Here is a 16,068-nt window from a genome sequence, read left to right as displayed (position 1 = left end):
AGGCGTGAGGCTCACCCGCCCGGCTCGTTGCGGCGAGCCGCCTCGTCGAGCCAGCGCGTGAACACCGAACGCGGGTATTCCTCGGCACCCAGGCCGAGCAGGTGCTCGGTGGTGAACTGGGCGTCGAGGAAGTCGATCTCTCCCCAGACCCCGTCGACCAGGATGGCGGCCAGCGCGAACTTCGAGGCATTGGGCGCGCGGCTGAACATCGACTCGCCGAAGGCCGCCCGGCCGAGCCGGCTGCCGAACAGTCCGCCCACCAGGGTGTCGCCGGCCCAGACTTCCACCGAGTGGGCGATGCCGGCGGCGTGCAGGTCGAGGAATGCCTGGCGCATGGCCGGCACGATCCAGGTGCCCGGATCGCCGCGGCGCGGCCCGGCGCAGCCGTCGACCACCTCGGCGAAGGCCGTGTCGACCGTGACTCTATAGCGTTCCTGCCGGCGCCACTTGGCCAGGCTGCGCGAGACGTGGAAACGCTCGGGCGTGAACAGGGTGCGCGGGTCCGGGCTCCACCACAGGATCGGGTCGCCCTCGGAGTACCAGGGGAAGATGCCGCGCCGATACGCTTCCGTCAGGCGCTCGACCGACAGATCACCGCCGGCGGCCAACAGGCCATTGGGCTCGGTCAGCGCGCTGGCAACCGGTGGAAAGGCGGCAGGCTCCGGCCCGAGCAGCGGGATCATTGCTGCTTGGGTTTCCCCGGCTTGGGCAGGTTGAAGTCCGAGTAGCTGGCTCGCGGGCGGAACAGCACCGCAATGTGGCCGACCGTCTGCACGAGGGTGGCCTTGGTTTCGTCGGTGATCGCGTCGATGATCTGGCGCTTTTCGTCGCGCTCGACGCCCGGCACGCGCACCTTGATCAGTTCGTGGATCTCGAGGGCCTGCTCGATCTCGGCGAGCACCGCCTCGGTCAGGCCGTGCTGGCCGAGGAGCACCACGGGCTTCAGGTGGTGGGCTTCGGCGCGAAGATACTGTCGCTGGCGGGCGGTGAGATTCATGTCGTCGGGACTCTCCGGGAATCAGGGAGGCGGCTGTGTGAAATCACACATTGCAACGCCGTGGATGACTCGGCAGTTTACCGTTCTGGACTCTCTCGGACCAATGACCGACACCATGTTGCTGCGCGTTCTGCTCCTGCCCGTCGTTATCGTCTCGTTGCTCGCCGGCTGCCAGTCGGATGCCGAGAACGCCGAGGCCAACCCGCTTGCCGGCTACGAGAGCCCCGAGCCGCTGGTGTTACGCACCCCCGAGGCACCCATGCCGGTGCCCGAGGTGACGCTCGATGGCGTGGACGGTCCGGTCCAGACCCCGACGTTGTTTGACGGGCGCTGGACGCTGCTCTACGTGGGTTACAGCTATTGCCCCGACGTCTGCCCGACCGAGCTCGGGCAACTGGCGGTGATCCTCCCGGCATTGCAGTCACGGCTGCCCGAACGCGATTGGCAGGTGGTGTTCCTGTCGGTCGACCCCGAGCGCGACACGCCGGATCACCTGGCCCAGTACACCGCCTTCTTCCACCAGGCATTCGTGCCGGTGACCGGATCGCGCGAGGCGATCGACGCGGTCACCGGCGCGGTAAAGGCCGGTTACCGTATCGGTAAGCACGCGCCGGGTGAACGGCGCTACAGTGTCGATCACGACACCGGCTTTCGCCTGATCGATCCGCAAGGACGGATGCTCGCCCTGTTGCCGGGGCCACATCAGCCTGACCGGATCGTCACGACGCTCCAGTCCTTTCTCTCCGAGGTAGATCCCGAATGAAACGCCTGTCCGCCCTGATCCTAGCCACGCTAGCCTCCGTGGTAACCCTGCCGGCCGTGGCCGCCGAGCTCGACGTGCGCGACCCCTGGGTGGTGCTGTCCCCGCCGGGCGCCTACGCCACGGCCGCGTTCATGGAATGGCGAAACGGCGACGACCAGCCGGTGCACGTGGTCGGGGCCGATGCGCCCGGGTTCGAAACGGTCGAGCTGCATCGGTCGTTCAACGAGGACGGCATGCACCGCATGGTGCGCCAGGATCGGATTACCGTGCCGGCCGGCGAGGCCGTCACGTTGGCACCGGGTGGCCTGCACATCATGCTGATCGGCGCGGAGCGCGCGCCGGCCGAGGGCGATCGCATCGCGATCGAGCTCGAGTTCGAGGACGGCAGCACCCAGACGGTCGAGGCGGTCGTGCGCCCGCGTGCCGCGCAGCCGGCAGGGCACTCTCACGATCATGGCCACCATCATCACTGAAACCCCGCCGCTGAGGCCCGGGCGCCGAGATCGGCTTCCGGTGCCGCTCACCGTCGGCGGTCCTTCGTGATTCGCCGCGCCCGGTTTGGGTGGCAAGGGGGGATGGGGGATAATCCGCCTCCCGCAACATCCCACCCGGAGGCCCCATGGCGCGGTCGGTCAGCAGCAAACGATGGCTCGCCGAGCATTTTCGTGACGAGTTCGTGCAAAAGGCGCAGCGTGAAGGCTGGCGCTCGCGTGCCGTCTACAAGCTGATCGAGCTCAACGAACGCGATCGGTTTCTCAAGCCGGGCATGACGGTAGTCGACCTGGGCGCCGCGCCGGGCGGCTGGACCCAGTACGCCGCCCAGATCGTCGGCAGCAAGGGACACGTCTTCGCCCTCGACCTGTTGCCGATGGATCAGTTCGCCGACACGACCGTGCTGCAGGGCGACTTCACCGAGGACGCCGTGCTGCACGAACTGGAGGCGGCCCTGGGCGAGCGCGAGGTCGACCTTGTGCTTTCCGACATGGCCCCCAACATGAGTGGGGTGGATTCGGTCGACATTCCCCGCTCCATGTATCTCGCGGAACTCGCACTCGATTTCTGCGATCGCATGCTCAAGCCCAAGGGCGCCTTCGTGACCAAGCTGTTCCAGGGCGAGGGCTTCGACGAGTACGTCAAGGAAACGCGTCAGCGCTTCGATCGCGTGGTGGTGCGCAAGCCCAAGGCCTCCCGGCCACGCTCGCGAGAGGTGTATCTGGTGGCAACCGGCAAGCGCGTGAGATAAGGTTGTCCGAACAATATTCGATTCATTGATTCGCCAGGGCAGGCGGGCATCGGGGATGTCCGCCTGTTTGCGGCTGTACGCAGAGGTGTTGCGTTGAACGACTTGACCAAGAACATCCTGATCTGGGTGGTAATCGCGATCGTGCTGATGACGGTGTTCAACAGCTTCGATCAGCGCGCGACCACCACGAGTGCCGTGCCGTACTCGCAGTTCATTCAGGACGTGAAGAGCGGGCGCGTCGACTCGGTCACCATCGAAGGTCAGACCATCAAGGGCACCACCGGCTCGGGCACCCGCTTCGAGACCTACAGCCCGGAGACGGACAACCGTGCCCTGGTCGGTGACCTCCTGAACAACAACGTGGCGATCAACGCCAAGCCGCCGGAGAAGCCGTCGCTGTTGATGACGATCTTCATCCAGTGGTTCCCGTTCATCCTGCTGATCGCGATCTGGATCTTCTTCATGCGCCAGATGCAGGGCGGTGGCGGCCGCGGCGCCATGAGCTTCGGCAAGTCCAAGGCCAAGCTGATGAGCGAGGACCAGGTCAAGGTCACGTTCAACGACGTGGCCGGTGCCGACGAGGCCAAGGAGGAGGTGGTCGAGCTGGTCGACTTCCTCAAGGACCCGGGCAAGTTCCAGCGCCTGGGTGGCAACATCCCGCGCGGTGTGCTGATGGTCGGCCCGCCGGGCACCGGCAAGACGCTCCTGGCCAAGGCGGTTGCCGGCGAGGCCAAGGTGCCGTTCTTCTCGATCTCCGGTTCGGACTTCGTCGAGATGTTCGTGGGCGTGGGCGCCTCGCGTGTCCGCGACATGTTCGAGCAGGCCAAGAAGCATGCGCCGTGCATCATCTTCATCGACGAGATCGACGCGGTCGGCCGTCATCGCGGCTCGGGCATGGGCGGCGGTCACGACGAGCGCGAGCAGACCCTCAACCAGCTGCTGGTCGAGATGGACGGCTTCGAGGGCAACGAGGGCGTGATCGTGGTCGCGGCCACCAACCGCGCCGATGTGCTCGACAAGGCGCTGCTGCGCCCGGGCCGCTTTGATCGCCAGGTCGTGGTCGGCCTGCCGGACGTGCGCGGTCGCGAGCAGATCCTTAACGTTCACCTGCGCAAGGTGCCGGCGGCCAAGGATGTCGAGCCGTCCCTGATCGCGCGTGGCACGCCGGGCTTCTCGGGCGCGGATCTGGCCAACCTGGTCAACGAGGCGGCCCTGTTCGCCGCGCGGGCCAACAAGCCCGACGTCACCATGGCCGACCTCGAACGGGCCAAGGACAAGATCATCATGGGCGCCGAAAGGAAGTCGATGGTGATGAGCGAAGACGAGAAGAAGCTCACCGCCTACCACGAGGCAGGTCACGCGATCGTCGGTCGCCTGGTGCCCGAGCACGACCCGGTCTACAAGGTCTCGATCATCCCGCGCGGCCGGGCGCTCGGCATCACCATGTTCCTGCCGGACGCCGATCGCTACAGCTATTCCAAGCGCAAGCTCGAATCGAACATCTCCAGCCTGTTCGGCGGGCGGATCGCCGAGGAGTTGATCTTCGGTGACGAGGCCGTCACCACCGGCGCCTCGAACGACATCGAGCGGGCCACGGAGCTCGCGCGCAACATGGTGACCAAGTGGGGCATGTCCGAGAAGCTCGGCACGCTCTACTACTCGGAGGATGACGGCGATCCGTTCATGGGTCGGCAGGCCTCGGGCGGTCATTTCTCCGACGAGACCAAGGAGGTCATCGACGTCGAGATCAAGGACGTCATCGACCGCAACTACCAGCGCTGCCGTCAGATCCTGGTGGAAAACATGGACATCCTGCACGCCATGGCCGACGCGCTGATGAAGTACGAGACCATCGACGCCGGCCAGATCGACGACCTGATGGAGCGTCGGCCGGTGCGCGAACCCCAGGACTGGGGCGAGCGTGGTGCCGGTACGGGGGGCGAGCCGCCGAGTTCCGGCGCGCACATCGACACCACCGACGAGGAGGTCGAGGACGACCAGCCCACGCGCGAGGAGGGCGACTCGTCGGATGGCGACCGGACGGATGCCGATGACGGCAACCGCACGCCCAGCGGCGACCCGCTTGGAGGGTCGCGCGGCGGATGAACGCCCCGCGCGCCTGCCCGGACTGGCGGCAGACGGGACGCCCGTTGATCATGGGCATCCTGAATGCCACGCCGGATTCGTTTTCCGACGGCGGTCGATTCAACAGCGTCGACCGGGCGCTCGCGGCGGCCGAGGCGATGCTTGAGGCGGGTGCCGACCTACTCGACATTGGTGGGGAATCGACGCGTCCGGGCGCCACGCCGGTGACCCAAGACGAGGAGCTGGCGCGCGTCATCCCCGTCATCGAGGCGTTGGCGGCTCGGTTCGATTGCCCGCTGTCGGTCGACACCAGCACCCCGAGCGTCATGACGCGCGCGGTCGAGGCGGGCGCCTGCCTGATCAACGACGTGCGGGCGCTGACCCGGCCGGGCGCTGTCGAGGCGGCAGCGGCGAGTGGCGCCTCGGTGTGCGTGATGCACATGCGCGGCGAGCCCGGCGACATGGCGACCTGGACCGACTACCGCGACGTGGTGACCGATGTGATCGACTACCTGGCCGACCGCCTGCGCCTGCTTCGGGAGGCCGGCGTGCCGGCCGAGCGGCTCCTGGTGGACCCGGGCTTCGGCTTTGCCAAGACCCATGAGCAGAACTTCGAGCTGCTGCGCCGGCTCGGCGAGCTCGCGCGACTGGATGCCCCCGTCCTGGTGGGCATGTCGCGCAAGCGCATGATCGGCGAGGCCACCGGCCAGCCGGTGGATCGGCGAGCGGTGGGCAGCGCGGCCGCCGCCCTGCTGGCCGCCGAGCGCGGCGCCGCGGTGATCCGCGTGCACGACGTCGAGGCGACCCGGGACGCCCTGGCGGTCTGGGCGGCCACGAGCCAGGCGTGATCCGGCCGCGGTGGGCGTACAAGCGCGGCTTTCCCGCCATAAAAGCGTTTGCCTTGGAACGAATTAGGGTTTTCTGATATTTTGCCCGGCGGGGTTAATTTGGTTGACTTGAAAACGCCGCCTATCCGCCGGGTTACCGTTTTCCGATGTCATTGACATCGTGGTGTTTTTTGCCCGGCGGGTGTCGCGGGGTGCAACAGTTGAGAGAAAAATCATGAAACAGATGCGTCGTTCACTCATTGCTCTTGCCGCCAGTGGTGCCCTCGCGGCTCCGATGCTGACTTACGCCGCCGGCGACGTCGCCGCGGGCAAGGAAAAGTACGCCTCCTGCGCGGCTTGCCACGGCGCCGCCGGCGATGGTCAGGGCGGGGCCTTCCCGAAGCTGACCGGCCTGGGCCAGGAAGAGACCGCGAAGAAGCTGGCCGCCTACCGCGACGGTGATCAGGACTACCTCAAGAGCGTTGGCCTGGGTGGCCGCTACGGCACCATGGCGCCGAACGCCGCCAGCCTCTCCGACGAGGACATCGCCGACCTGGCCGCCTACATCGCCGACGAGTTCGGTGGTAGCGAAGGCGGTAACGGTGGCGACGAGCAGGCCGCCGCCGAGCCGGCTGCCGAGAGCGGCGCGATCGCCAAGGCCGACGTGGAGCGCGGCCAGGCGCTGTACTCCTCTTGCGCCATCTGCCACGGCGAGCAGGGCGAAGGCGGTCACCTGATGAACGCGCCCAAGCTCAAGGGCCTGCCGGCCTCCCAGGTCGCCTCCCTGCTGAAGGTGTACCGCAAGGGCACCGAGATGGGCCCGTACTCCTACGCGATGATCCCGCAGGCGACCCACCTGTCCGACGCGGACATCAACAACCTGGCCGCGTACATCGCCACCATCGGCGAGGGCGAGGGTGACGACGCGGAGTAAGGCGCTTTCCGCCGCCCGGCCGACCAATCGGGTGGGCGGGTGACGAATGCACCGTGGACGCCGGCTATGTTGCCGGCGTCTTTGCGTTCGGTCGCCGGGATGTCTGACATCCGGTCGGCCGTTCGAGAATCGAGAGTAAAGGGGAATCGATCGTGAGCAGGGTGTTTGGAACCGATGGCGTGCGCGGGGCGGTGGGGCAATACCCCATGACCCCCGAGTTCGTGCTCAAGCTGGGCTGGGCGGCCGGCAAGGTGCTGGGCGATCACGGCCGACGGCGTGTGCTGATCGGCAAGGACACCCGGGTGTCGGGCTACATGTTCGAATCCGCGCTGGAATCCGGCTTTTCCGCCGCGGGGGTGGACGTGCGCCTGCTCGGCCCCATGCCCACGCCGGCGATCGCTTACCTGACCCGCACCCTGCGTGCCTCGGCCGGGGTGGTGATTAGCGCCTCGCACAACCCCTTCCACGACAACGGCGTGAAGTTCTTTTCCGCGCACGGCGAGAAGCTGCCGGATGCCGTCGAGGACGACATCCAGGCGATGCTCGACCGCGAGCTGGAGGTGATCGACAACCGGCAACTGGGCAAGGCGGACCGCATCGGCGACGCGGCCGGGCGCTACATCGAGTTCTGCAAGAGCACCGTGCCGATCGGCATGAGCCTTGCCGGTCTACGCATCGTGGTCGACTGTGCCCATGGCGCCACCTACCAGGTCGCGCCCCGGGTGTTCTCCGAGCTCGGCGCGGAGGTCGAGGTCATCGGTGCCAACCCGGACGGGTTCAACATCAACGAGGGCGTGGGCTCGACCCATCCGGAGGCCCTGCAGTCGGCCGTGCGCGCTTCGGGTGCCGATCTCGGCGTCGCCTTCGACGGCGACGGCGACCGGGTGGTGATGGTGGATGCCGACGGGGCGATCCGCGATGGCGACGAGCTGCTCTACGTGATCGCCGCCGGCCGCGTCGAGCAGGGCTACGCCGGTGGCGTGGTCGGCACGCTGATGAGCAACCTCGGCCTGGAGCAGGCGGTCGAGGCCCTGGGGCGCCCGTTCCTGCGGGCAAAGGTGGGCGACCGCTACGTCCACGAGGCGCTCAAGCGCGAGCATTGGTTGCTCGGGGGCGAGTCCTCGGGGCATCTGCTCTGCCTGGATCGGCACACCACGGGCGACGGCATCGTGGCCGCCCTGCAGGTGCTGGCGGAGATGGCGCGTCGCGAGCGTTCCCTGACCGAGCTGCTGGCGCCGATGACGATCCTGCCCCAGACGCTGGTCAACGTGCGTATCGAGCGGCCACTATCGCTGGAGGACCCGGTGATCGTCGACGCCGTGGCCGATGCCGAGCGCGAGCTGGCGGGGCGGGGTCGGGTCCTGCTGCGGCCGTCGGGCACCGAGCCGCTGATCCGAGTCATGGTCGAGGGGGAGTCGCGCGAGCAGGTCCATGCGGTGGCCGAGGGGCTGGCCGACGTGGTGCGGCGTCACGCGTCCTCCTGATGGCTGGTCGGTCGGCGCGGGGTCGATGCCGCCGCTTGCGCGTCCGGCCGGTTGGCCATATTGGCGGTTCCGTCTGGCGGTGTTCTCCCGTATAATCCGCGCGCCGGGCCGTGACTTGATCGCGTGGTCCCGGAAATTCCACACGCCCATCGAGATGGCAGCGCGGGGTGCCCTACGGTTCGGCCGGGGTTGCGTTGCCAGATGTGGCGGAGGCCTAACCCAATCTAATCAGGTAGTTATCAATGGCTAAAATCACGATGCGTCAGATGATCGAGGCCGGTGTCCACTTCGGTCACCAGACTCGATACTGGAATCCGGGCATGGCGCCCTACATCTTCGGTCAGCGCAACCGCATCCACATCATCAACCTCGAAAAGACGTTGCCGATGTTCGAGGACGCGCTGAACTACGTCGGCAAGCTGGCCGGCAACGGCGGCAAGATCCTGTTCGTCGGCACCAAGCGTTCGGCGCGTGACCTGGTCGAGCAGGAAGCCAAGCGCTGCGGCATGCCGTACGTCAACCACCGCTGGCTCGGCGGCATGATGACCAACTTCCGCACCGTGCGTTCCTCCATCCGTCGCCTCAAGGCGCTCAAGCAGATGGAAGAAGACGGCAGCCTGGCCAAGCTGGTCAAGAAGGAAGCGCTGGAAACCACCCGCGAGCGCGCCAAGCTCGAGCGTTCCATCGGCGGCATCCAGGACATGGAGCGCCTCCCGGACGCGCTGTTCGTCATCGACGTCGGTCACGAGGACATCGCGATCAAGGAAGCCAAGAAGCTGGGCATCCCGGTCGTGGCCGTGGTCGATACCAACAACAGCGCCCAGGGTGTCGATTACGTCATCCCGGGTAACGATGACGCCATCCGCGCCATCCAGCTGTACACCACTGCTGTTGCCGACGCCGTGATGGATGCCAAGGGCGCGTCCAACGTCAGCGAGTCGGACTTCGTCGAGGTGGCCGACGAGGAAGAAGCGGCCAAGTAAGCGCCGCTTGACGCGGGGCGACCTCCGGGTTGGCCCCGTCACAGATTTATGAACAACGGGTCGCCTGACCCGTTGTTTTTGTACAAGACAGATTCGGGAGAAGACAGCTCATGGCAATTACCGCCTCTCTGGTCAAAGAGCTCCGCGAGCGCACTGGCTCGGGCATGATGGAGTGCAAGAAGGCACTGGTCGAGACCGACGGCGACATCGAGGCCGCGATCGAGCAGATGCGCAAGAGCGGTCTGGCCAAGGCCGACAAGAAGGCCGGCCGTGTTGCCGCCGAAGGCCAGGTCACCATCGCCATCAGCGACGACCGCAAGAACGCCGCGATGGTCGAGATCAACTCCGAGACCGACTTCGTCTCCAAGGGTGACGACTTCGCCGGTTTCGCCCAGAACGTCGCCGAGAAGATCCTGGCGGACGACCCGGCCGACATGGACGCGGTCAACGCACTGGACGTCGATGGCGAGCCGGCCGACGACCGCCGCAAGGCGCTGGTCGCCAAGCTGGGCGAGAACATCCAGATCCGGCGCTTCGTGCGCATGGCGACCAGCGGCGTGATCGGCGCCTACCGTCACGGCGAGCGCATCGGCGTGCTGGTCGAGCTCGAGGGTGGCAACGAAGAGCTGGCCCGCGATCTGGCCATGCACGTCGCCGCGACCAAGCCGAGCTGCGTCGACGAGTCGCAAGTCGACGAGGCCACCGTCGAGAAGGAGCGCGAGATCTTCCGTGCCCAGGCCGCCGAATCCGGCAAGCCGCCGGAGATCGTCGAGAAGATGATCGACGGCCGCATCCGCAAGTTCCTCGCCGAGATCACCCTGGTCGGTCAGCCGTTCGTCAAGGATCCCGACCAGACGGTCGGCCAGCTCCTGAAGAAGGAGGGCGCCAAGGTCGTCCGCTTCGAGCGCATGGAGGTCGGCGAAGGCATCGAGAAAGAGGAAGGCGACTTCGCCGCCGAGGTGATGGCGCAGGTCAAGGGGAGCTGATCCCCTTGCCGAAAAGCCGGGGATGCCCCGGCTTTTTTTTGAACCGCGGAATTTCCGCCTAAGCCCCGGCGCCGACCGGGAGGTCGACTCGACGGGGCTTACGCAGAAATATCCGAAAGCCCGACGCGTCATGACGCGAACGGTCCGTCCACGCAAGCTCACAGCCCACAGGTGAATGATATGCAAGCTGCCGGCTCTCCCCGTTATCGACGTGTCCTGCTCAAGCTCAGCGGTGAAGCGCTGATGGGCGACCAGTCATTCGGGATCGACCCGGCCGTGATCAATCGCCTCGGCGACGACATCCAGGCCCTCAAGGACCAGGGCGTCGAGGTGGCCGTGGTCGTCGGTGGCGGCAACATCTTCCGTGGCGAGGGGCTGGCCGGCGCGGGCATGGACCGGGTGACCGGCGATCAGATGGGCATGCTGGCCACCGTGATGAACGGTCTGGCCATGCAGGACGTGCTCGAGCGGCGCGATCTCAAGGTCCGGGTGATGTCGGCGGTGTCCATCCACGCGGTCTGCGAGGACTACATTCGTCGGCGGGCCATCCGTCATCTCGAGAAGGGGCGGGTGGTCGTGCTGGTCGGTGGGACGGGCAATCCGTTCTTCACCACCGACTCCGGCGCGAGCCTGCGGGCGGCCGAGCTCAAGGCCGATCTGATGATCAAGGCGACCAAGGTCGACGGGGTCTACAGTGCCGATCCCACCCTGGATGCGAGTGCAGAACGCTACGATCATTTGACGTACAATGCCGTGCTCGACCAGCGGCTGGGCGTCATGGACGCGACCGCGATCGTGATGTGTCGCGATCAGCACATGCCGCTGATGGTGGTTGACATCAATGAGCCGGGGAACCTGGTGCGCGCCGTGGCCGGCGAAGCCGTGGGAACCCTGGTGACAGCGGAGAACGAGAAGAATGATTGACGACATCGTCAAAGATGCCCGCTCGCGCATGAACAAGAGCATCGAGGCGCTCAAGGGCGAGCTTTCCAAGATCCGCACCGGTCGGGCGCACGTCAGCGTGCTCGACCACATCCACGTGGAGTACTACGGCAGCCAGGTGCCGCTGTCCCAGGTCGCCAAACTGTCGGCCGAGGACGCGCGCACGCTGACCGTCACCCCGTGGGAAAAGGACATGGTCGGCAAGATCGAGAAGGCGATCATGACCTCCGATCTGGGTCTCAACCCCGCGACGGCCGGCACCGTCATCCGTATCCCGATGCCGCCGCTGACCGAAGAGCGTCGCCGTGACCTGGGCAAGGTGGTCCGCCACGAGGGCGAGAACGCCAAGATCGCGATCCGCAACATCCGTCGCGACGCGAACAACGACCTCAAGGGCTTCCTCAAGGAGAAGGAAATCTCCGAGGACGAGGAGCGCCGCGGCCAGGACACCATCCAGAAGCTGACCGACGAACGGGTCGCCGAGGTGGACCAGATCGTGGCGGACAAAGAAAAAGAGCTGATGGAAGTCTGAGGCGACGTGGGGGCGCGTAGCCACGACCACGACGAGTCGGTCGAGATCGATCCGGCGCGCATCCCGCGCCACGTGGCGATCGTCATGGACGGCAACGGCCGGTGGGCCCGCGCGCGCCACCTCCCGCGCACCGTCGGCCACCAGCGCGGGCGCCGTGCGGTGCGCGCCACCATCCGCGCCGCGATGCGTCGCGGAGTGCCCCTGCTGACCCTGTTCGCCTTCTCCTCCGAGAACTGGAAGCGGCCGGCCGACGAGGTCGACGCGCTGATGAAGCTGTTCATCAATGCGCTGGAGAAGGAACTCGACGAGCTCGACGAGAACGGCGTGCGCCTGGCCTTCATCGGCGAGCGCGCCCGGCTCGATGCCACCGTTCGCGAGCTCATGGCGTCCGCCGAGCGACGCACTGCGGGCAACGATCGCCTCCAGTTGCAGATCGCCGTCAGCTACGGCGGGCAGTGGGACATCCTCCAGGCCGCCCGCCGGCTGGCCGAGCGGCATGCCGACTTCCCGTTGTCGCTCGATGACCCCGAGACCCTTCAGTCCGCCTTCGAGAGCGGCCTGGCCACGGCCGGCCAGCCGCCGGTCGACCTGTTCATCCGTACCGGTGGTGAGCGTCGGCTGAGCAATTTCCTGCTCTGGCAGGCGGCCTATGCCGAGCTGTATTTCACCGACGTGCTCTGGCCGTTGTTCGACGAGACCGAATTCGACCGGGCGCTGACCTGGTTCGCCGCGCGCGACCGCCGCTTCGGCCGTATCGATGCCAGCGAGGCGGGCCAATGACCGGCACGCCGCTTCGTCTGCTGACCGGCACCATCGCCGGGCTGGTCTCGCTCGCCGTCATCCTCCTTGCCCCCGAGCGGATCTTTGCCGGGCTTACGCTGGCCCTCGTCGGCTGGGCCGCGGTGGAATGGTTCCGTCTCTGCGGGCTGGCCCCCTGCCAGGTCTGGCCCTGGGTCGTTGCCACCGTTGCCCTGGCCGTTGGCTGGCAGGCGCTGTGGCCTGCCGATCAGCTCGTCTGGCTCATGGGTGCCGTGGCGGTGACCTGGTTGCTGCTGTTCGCCGCGCAGCTGCGCCACCGCCGCGAGCGCCCGGCCAATCGACCGTTCTGGTTGCGGCGTCTGATCGGGCTAACCATCCTGCCGTTGTTCTGGCTTGCCCTGGTCGAGGTGCATTCCGCGCCCGACGGCGAGTGGTTGCTGGTGTTCGGAATTCTGGTGGTGGTCGTGGCCGATTCGCTCGCCTATTTCGCGGGTCGGGCCTTCGGCCGGCGCAAGCTGGCACCGATGATCAGCCCGGGCAAGTCCATCGAGGGCGTGGTCGGTGGCCTGGCCGGCGTGGCCGTGCTGGCGGCCATCGGCGCGGTCTTGCCGCTATTCGCGGCGACGCCCAGCTGGCTGCTCGCCCTGTGGTGCGCGCTGGTGGCCCTGGCCTCGGTGGGCGGGGATCTCGAGGAATCGCGCCTCAAGCGCGAGGCCGGGGCGAAGGACAGCGGCCGTGTCCTGCCGGGGCACGGTGGCGTGCTCGATCGTCTGGATGGTCAGTTCGCCGCCTTGCCGCTGTGGTGGCTGGGGCTCTGGCAGATGCAGCTGCTGGGGGGCTGACGTGGCACGCAACCGGATCGGCATCTTCGGTTCCACCGGCAGCATCGGCGTGAGCACCCTGGATGTGCTCGCCCGTCACCCCGATCGGTTCTCGGTCGAGGTGCTGGTCGCCCATTCGCGGGTCGAGCCCCTGTTCGAGCAGATCAAGCGATTCCGGCCGGCCGTGGTGGGTCTCGTGGATGCCGATCGACGCGCGGCGCTCGAGGAACGGCTCGCGAGCCTCCCCGCCGTCCATCGCCCGGCCGTGGTGGTGGGGCAGGCGGCCGTGGACGAGCTGGCCGGCGAGGCGTCGCTCGACACGGTCGTCGCGGCGGTGGTCGGCACCGCCGGGCTGGGCTCGACCTGGAAGGCACTGGCCGCCGGCAAGCGCGTGTTGCTGGCCAACAAGGAGTCCCTGGTGGCCGCCGGCGAGCTGATGCTCGACGTTGCGCGCCGCGCCGGTGCGACCCTGCTGCCGATCGACAGCGAGCACAACGCGATCTTCCAGTGCCTGCCCGCCGACGAGGCCGCCGTGGTCGGGCGGGGCGGGCTGGTCAGCGACAGCCGCGAGATCGAGCGACTGGTGCTGACCGCCTCCGGCGGGCCGTTCCGCGAGCGTCCGCTGGCCGATTTCGCCGACATCACCCCCGAGCAGGCCTGTGCCCATCCCAACTGGTCGATGGGGCGCAAGATCTCGGTCGACTCGGCGACCATGATGAACAAGGGGCTCGAGGTGATCGAGGCCGCCCGCCTGTTCGGCGTGTCCGCCGATCGCATCGAGGTGCTGGTCCACCCCGAGTCGGTAATCCATTCCATGGTGCGCTTCGTCGACGGCTCGGTGATCGCCGAGCTGGGCGAGCCGGACATGCGCACGCCCATCGCCCACGCGCTGGCCTGGCCGGAGCGGATCGAGTCGGGCGTGGCACCGCTGGACTTCGGCGCGCTGGCGGGGCTGCATTTCGAGTCGCCGGACCCGGAGCGCTTTCCTGCCCTGCGCCTGGCCTTCGAGGCCCTCGCCGCTGGCGGCGCGATGCCGCTGGTATTGAACGCGGCCAACGAGGTGGCGGTGGGCGCGTTCCTCGAACGACGCATCGGGTTCATGGACATCCCCGCCGCGCTCGAGGCGGCGATGGCGCATTTCGTCGGGGATGCCGCCATCGGCGCCCCAATGAGTGTCGAGGCGGTCCTGGCCGCCGACGACCAGGTGCGTGACTGGACGGCCGCGTGGTGCCGGTCACGGCACGGCACCATGGCCGCGAGGGCTGATTGATGGACATCCTGCTCAGCGTGGTCGGCTTTTTGCTGACCATCGGTATCCTGGTGGCCTTCCACGAGTACGGTCATTTCTGGGTGGCGCGCCGCCTGGGCGTGCGCGTGCTGACCTACTCGCTGGGTTTCGGTCGCGCGATCTATTCGACCCGACGTGGCCCCGAGGCGATCGAGTACCGCGTCGGGCTGTTCCCGCTGGGCGGTTACGTGCGCATGCTCGACGAGCGGGAGGGGCCGGTCGACCCCGCCGAGCAGCACCGCGCCTTCAATCGCCAGTCGCTCAAGGTGCGTGCGGCCATCGTGGCCGCCGGCCCGGCGGCCAACGTCGTCCTTGCCCTGGTCTTCTGGTGGCTGATGTTCATGGTGGGTACCCAGGGGGTGCTGCCCAAGGTCGGCGACCTGGCGGGCGAATCGCGCCTGGCCGAGGCGGGGCTGGAGGCCGGGGACGTGATCCGCGCGGTGGACGGCGACCCGGTCATCACCCTGTCGGATCTGCGCCTATCGCTCTTGAACGGGGCGATCGAGCAACAGCGTGTGCCGTTGACGGTCGAGCGTGATGGCCGTGAGCGCGAGCTCATGCTCGACCTGCAGGGGCTCGACCCGCTGGGTGGGGAGATCGGCCGGCAGCCGACGGACATCCTCGATCGGGTCGGTTTCTCGCTGTGGCGCGCACCGGCACATGCCGAGATCGCCGAGGTGCAGCCCGATTCGCCGGCCATGGCGGCGGGACTGGAGGCCGGGGCGCGGATCGTCGCGATCGACGGTCGCGAGTACCAGGACCCCTGGGCCTTGATCGACGCCATCGGCGCCCGCGCGGGCGAGCCGGTCCGGCTGGTGGTCGAGACCGATGCCGGTCGCCGCGAGGTGGTGGTCACCCCGAGGGCCACCGAGGTGGACGGCGAGGTCGTCGGGCGCATCGGGGTGGCCCTGGCCGCCCGGCCGCTCGATCCCGAGGCCGCCGAGTCGATGTTCCTGGTGCAGCATGCCGGGCCCATCGAGGCCATGGGGTTGGCCCTCGAACGCAGCTGGGCGATGACCACGCTGACCTTGTCGGTCTTCCATCGCCTGCTGATCGGCGAGGCGAGTATCGCCAACCTGTCCGGTCCGGTCGCGATCGCCGAGTACGCCGGCAAGAGCCTGCTGCTGGGGCTGTCGACCTTCCTCGGGTTCCTCGCCCTGGTCAGCCTGTCGCTGGCCATCCTCAACCTGCTGCCGATCCCCATGCTCGACGGCGGCCATCTGCTGCTCTACGCGATCGAGGCCATCAAGGGCGGGCCGGTGGGCGCGGCCTTCGAGGAGGTCTTCGCCCGCATCGGGATTCTGGCGCTCGGGCTGTTGATGGTGGTGGTCTTCTACAACGACATCGCGCGGTTGATGCACTAGCACTGCTTGGGCCACAATAGCGCGGATTTACCTATTGCTCGGTGCGGCGACTCCTTCGCG

17 protein-coding genes are annotated in these 16,068 nt (G+C 67.5%); 15 read left to right on the top strand and 2 right to left on the bottom strand.

Annotation, left to right across the window (positions count from 1 at the left end; all coding sequences use genetic code 11):
- Positions 1-11: 11 nt before the first annotated feature.
- Positions 12-683, bottom strand: a complete 672-nt coding sequence (aat, locus tag LV475_RS02380; RefSeq protein WP_136866366.1) for a leucyl/phenylalanyl-tRNA--protein transferase — start codon at positions 681-683, stop codon at positions 12-14.
- Positions 680-997: a ribosome assembly RNA-binding protein YhbY gene (gene yhbY, locus LV475_RS02375; protein WP_136866365.1), complete on the bottom strand. Its 318-nt coding sequence runs from the start codon at positions 995-997 to the stop codon at positions 680-682. The genes aat and yhbY overlap by 4 nt, the downstream gene beginning before the upstream one ends.
- Before the next feature lie 103 nt (positions 998-1,100).
- On the opposite strand from yhbY, the gene LV475_RS02370 reads away from it, so the two are divergent.
- The 15 genes from LV475_RS02370 (at position 1,101) to rseP (ending at position 16,008) form a co-directional block, all read left to right on the top strand.
- Positions 1,101-1,760 (top strand): SCO family protein, encoded by a 660-nt coding sequence (locus LV475_RS02370; RefSeq protein ID WP_169303539.1) that lies wholly within the window; start codon positions 1,101-1,103, stop codon positions 1,758-1,760.
- On the top strand, positions 1,757-2,233 hold the full coding sequence (locus LV475_RS02365) for a copper chaperone PCu(A)C (protein ID WP_136866363.1): 477 nt from the start codon (positions 1,757-1,759) through the stop codon (positions 2,231-2,233). The genes LV475_RS02370 and LV475_RS02365 overlap by 4 nt, the downstream gene beginning before the upstream one ends.
- Before the next feature lie 146 nt (positions 2,234-2,379).
- Positions 2,380-3,003, top strand: coding sequence for a 23S rRNA (uridine(2552)-2'-O)-methyltransferase RlmE (gene rlmE / locus LV475_RS02360; protein ID WP_136866362.1), 624 nt, complete (start codon positions 2,380-2,382; stop codon positions 3,001-3,003).
- Between the two features lie 93 nt (positions 3,004-3,096).
- Positions 3,097-5,109 carry an ATP-dependent zinc metalloprotease FtsH gene (gene ftsH / locus LV475_RS02355; protein ID WP_136866361.1) on the top strand — a complete coding sequence of 671 codons (2,013 nt, stop codon included), beginning with the start codon at positions 3,097-3,099 and terminating at the stop codon, positions 5,107-5,109.
- Positions 5,106-5,936 (top strand): dihydropteroate synthase, encoded by an 831-nt coding sequence (folP, locus tag LV475_RS02350; protein ID WP_250105701.1) that lies wholly within the window; start codon positions 5,106-5,108, stop codon positions 5,934-5,936. Before ftsH ends, folP begins: the two co-directional genes overlap by 4 nt.
- A 274-nt stretch (positions 5,937-6,210) precedes the next feature.
- Positions 6,211-6,849, top strand: a complete 639-nt coding sequence (locus LV475_RS02345) for a c-type cytochrome (protein WP_169303526.1) — start codon at positions 6,211-6,213, stop codon at positions 6,847-6,849.
- Between the two features lie 152 nt (positions 6,850-7,001).
- A complete protein-coding gene (glmM, locus tag LV475_RS02340; RefSeq protein WP_169303527.1) occupies positions 7,002-8,333 on the top strand; it encodes a phosphoglucosamine mutase in 1,332 nt (443 codons plus the stop codon).
- Positions 8,334-8,575: 242 nt separating this feature from the next.
- Positions 8,576-9,316 (top strand): 30S ribosomal protein S2, encoded by a 741-nt coding sequence (gene rpsB, locus LV475_RS02335; RefSeq protein WP_136866231.1) that lies wholly within the window; start codon positions 8,576-8,578, stop codon positions 9,314-9,316.
- Between the two features lie 110 nt (positions 9,317-9,426).
- Positions 9,427-10,302, top strand: coding sequence for a translation elongation factor Ts (gene tsf, locus LV475_RS02330; RefSeq protein ID WP_136866232.1), 876 nt, complete (start codon positions 9,427-9,429; stop codon positions 10,300-10,302).
- Between the two features lie 180 nt (positions 10,303-10,482).
- Positions 10,483-11,226, top strand: a complete 744-nt coding sequence (gene pyrH, locus LV475_RS02325; protein ID WP_136866233.1) for a UMP kinase — start codon at positions 10,483-10,485, stop codon at positions 11,224-11,226.
- On the top strand, positions 11,219-11,776 hold the full coding sequence (gene frr, locus LV475_RS02320) for a ribosome recycling factor (RefSeq protein ID WP_136866234.1): 558 nt from the start codon (positions 11,219-11,221) through the stop codon (positions 11,774-11,776). The genes pyrH and frr overlap by 8 nt, the downstream gene beginning before the upstream one ends.
- A gap of 6 nt (positions 11,777-11,782) precedes the next feature.
- On the top strand, positions 11,783-12,556 hold the full coding sequence (gene uppS / locus LV475_RS02315; RefSeq protein ID WP_269321138.1) for a polyprenyl diphosphate synthase: 774 nt from the start codon (positions 11,783-11,785) through the stop codon (positions 12,554-12,556).
- Positions 12,553-13,377: a phosphatidate cytidylyltransferase gene (locus LV475_RS02310; protein WP_136866235.1), complete on the top strand. Its 825-nt coding sequence runs from the start codon at positions 12,553-12,555 to the stop codon at positions 13,375-13,377. Before uppS ends, LV475_RS02310 begins: the two co-directional genes overlap by 4 nt.
- 1 nt (position 13,378) lies before the next feature.
- Complete coding sequence (gene dxr, locus LV475_RS02305) at positions 13,379-14,626, top strand: 1-deoxy-D-xylulose-5-phosphate reductoisomerase (protein WP_231505757.1); 1,248 nt, start codon at positions 13,379-13,381, stop codon at positions 14,624-14,626.
- Positions 14,626-16,008, top strand: a complete 1,383-nt coding sequence (rseP, locus tag LV475_RS02300; RefSeq protein ID WP_156574696.1) for an RIP metalloprotease RseP — start codon at positions 14,626-14,628, stop codon at positions 16,006-16,008. The genes dxr and rseP overlap by 1 nt, the downstream gene beginning before the upstream one ends.
- Positions 16,009-16,068 lie beyond the last annotated feature (60 nt).

The organism is Guyparkeria hydrothermalis, assembly GCF_023555375.1.
Lineage (GTDB): Bacteria > Pseudomonadota > Gammaproteobacteria > Halothiobacillales > Halothiobacillaceae > Guyparkeria > Guyparkeria hydrothermalis.
This window is presented reverse-complemented; position numbering and strand designations above follow the sequence as displayed.

Bases quoted from the DNA above. Each gene is read 5' to 3' on its own strand.
- aat (WP_136866366.1), bottom strand. From the start codon at position 683: ATGATCCCGCTGCTCGGGCCGGAGCCTGCCGCCTTTCCACCGGTTGCC.
- yhbY (WP_136866365.1), bottom strand. From the start codon at position 997: ATGAATCTCACCGCCCGCCAGCGACAGTATCTTCGCGCCGAAGCCCAC.
- LV475_RS02370 (WP_169303539.1), top strand. From the start codon at position 1,101: ATGACCGACACCATGTTGCTGCGCGTTCTGCTCCTGCCCGTCGTTATC.
- LV475_RS02365 (WP_136866363.1), top strand. From the start codon at position 1,757: ATGAAACGCCTGTCCGCCCTGATCCTAGCCACGCTAGCCTCCGTGGTA.
- rlmE (WP_136866362.1), top strand. From the start codon at position 2,380: ATGGCGCGGTCGGTCAGCAGCAAACGATGGCTCGCCGAGCATTTTCGT.
- folP (WP_250105701.1), top strand. From the start codon at position 5,106: ATGAACGCCCCGCGCGCCTGCCCGGACTGGCGGCAGACGGGACGCCCG.
- LV475_RS02345 (WP_169303526.1), top strand. From the start codon at position 6,211: ATGCTGACTTACGCCGCCGGCGACGTCGCCGCGGGCAAGGAAAAGTAC.
- rpsB (WP_136866231.1), top strand. From the start codon at position 8,576: ATGGCTAAAATCACGATGCGTCAGATGATCGAGGCCGGTGTCCACTTC.
- tsf (WP_136866232.1), top strand. From the start codon at position 9,427: ATGGCAATTACCGCCTCTCTGGTCAAAGAGCTCCGCGAGCGCACTGGC.
- pyrH (WP_136866233.1), top strand. From the start codon at position 10,483: ATGCAAGCTGCCGGCTCTCCCCGTTATCGACGTGTCCTGCTCAAGCTC.
- frr (WP_136866234.1), top strand. From the start codon at position 11,219: ATGATTGACGACATCGTCAAAGATGCCCGCTCGCGCATGAACAAGAGC.
- LV475_RS02310 (WP_136866235.1), top strand. From the start codon at position 12,553: ATGACCGGCACGCCGCTTCGTCTGCTGACCGGCACCATCGCCGGGCTG.
- rseP (WP_156574696.1), top strand. From the start codon at position 14,626: ATGGACATCCTGCTCAGCGTGGTCGGCTTTTTGCTGACCATCGGTATC.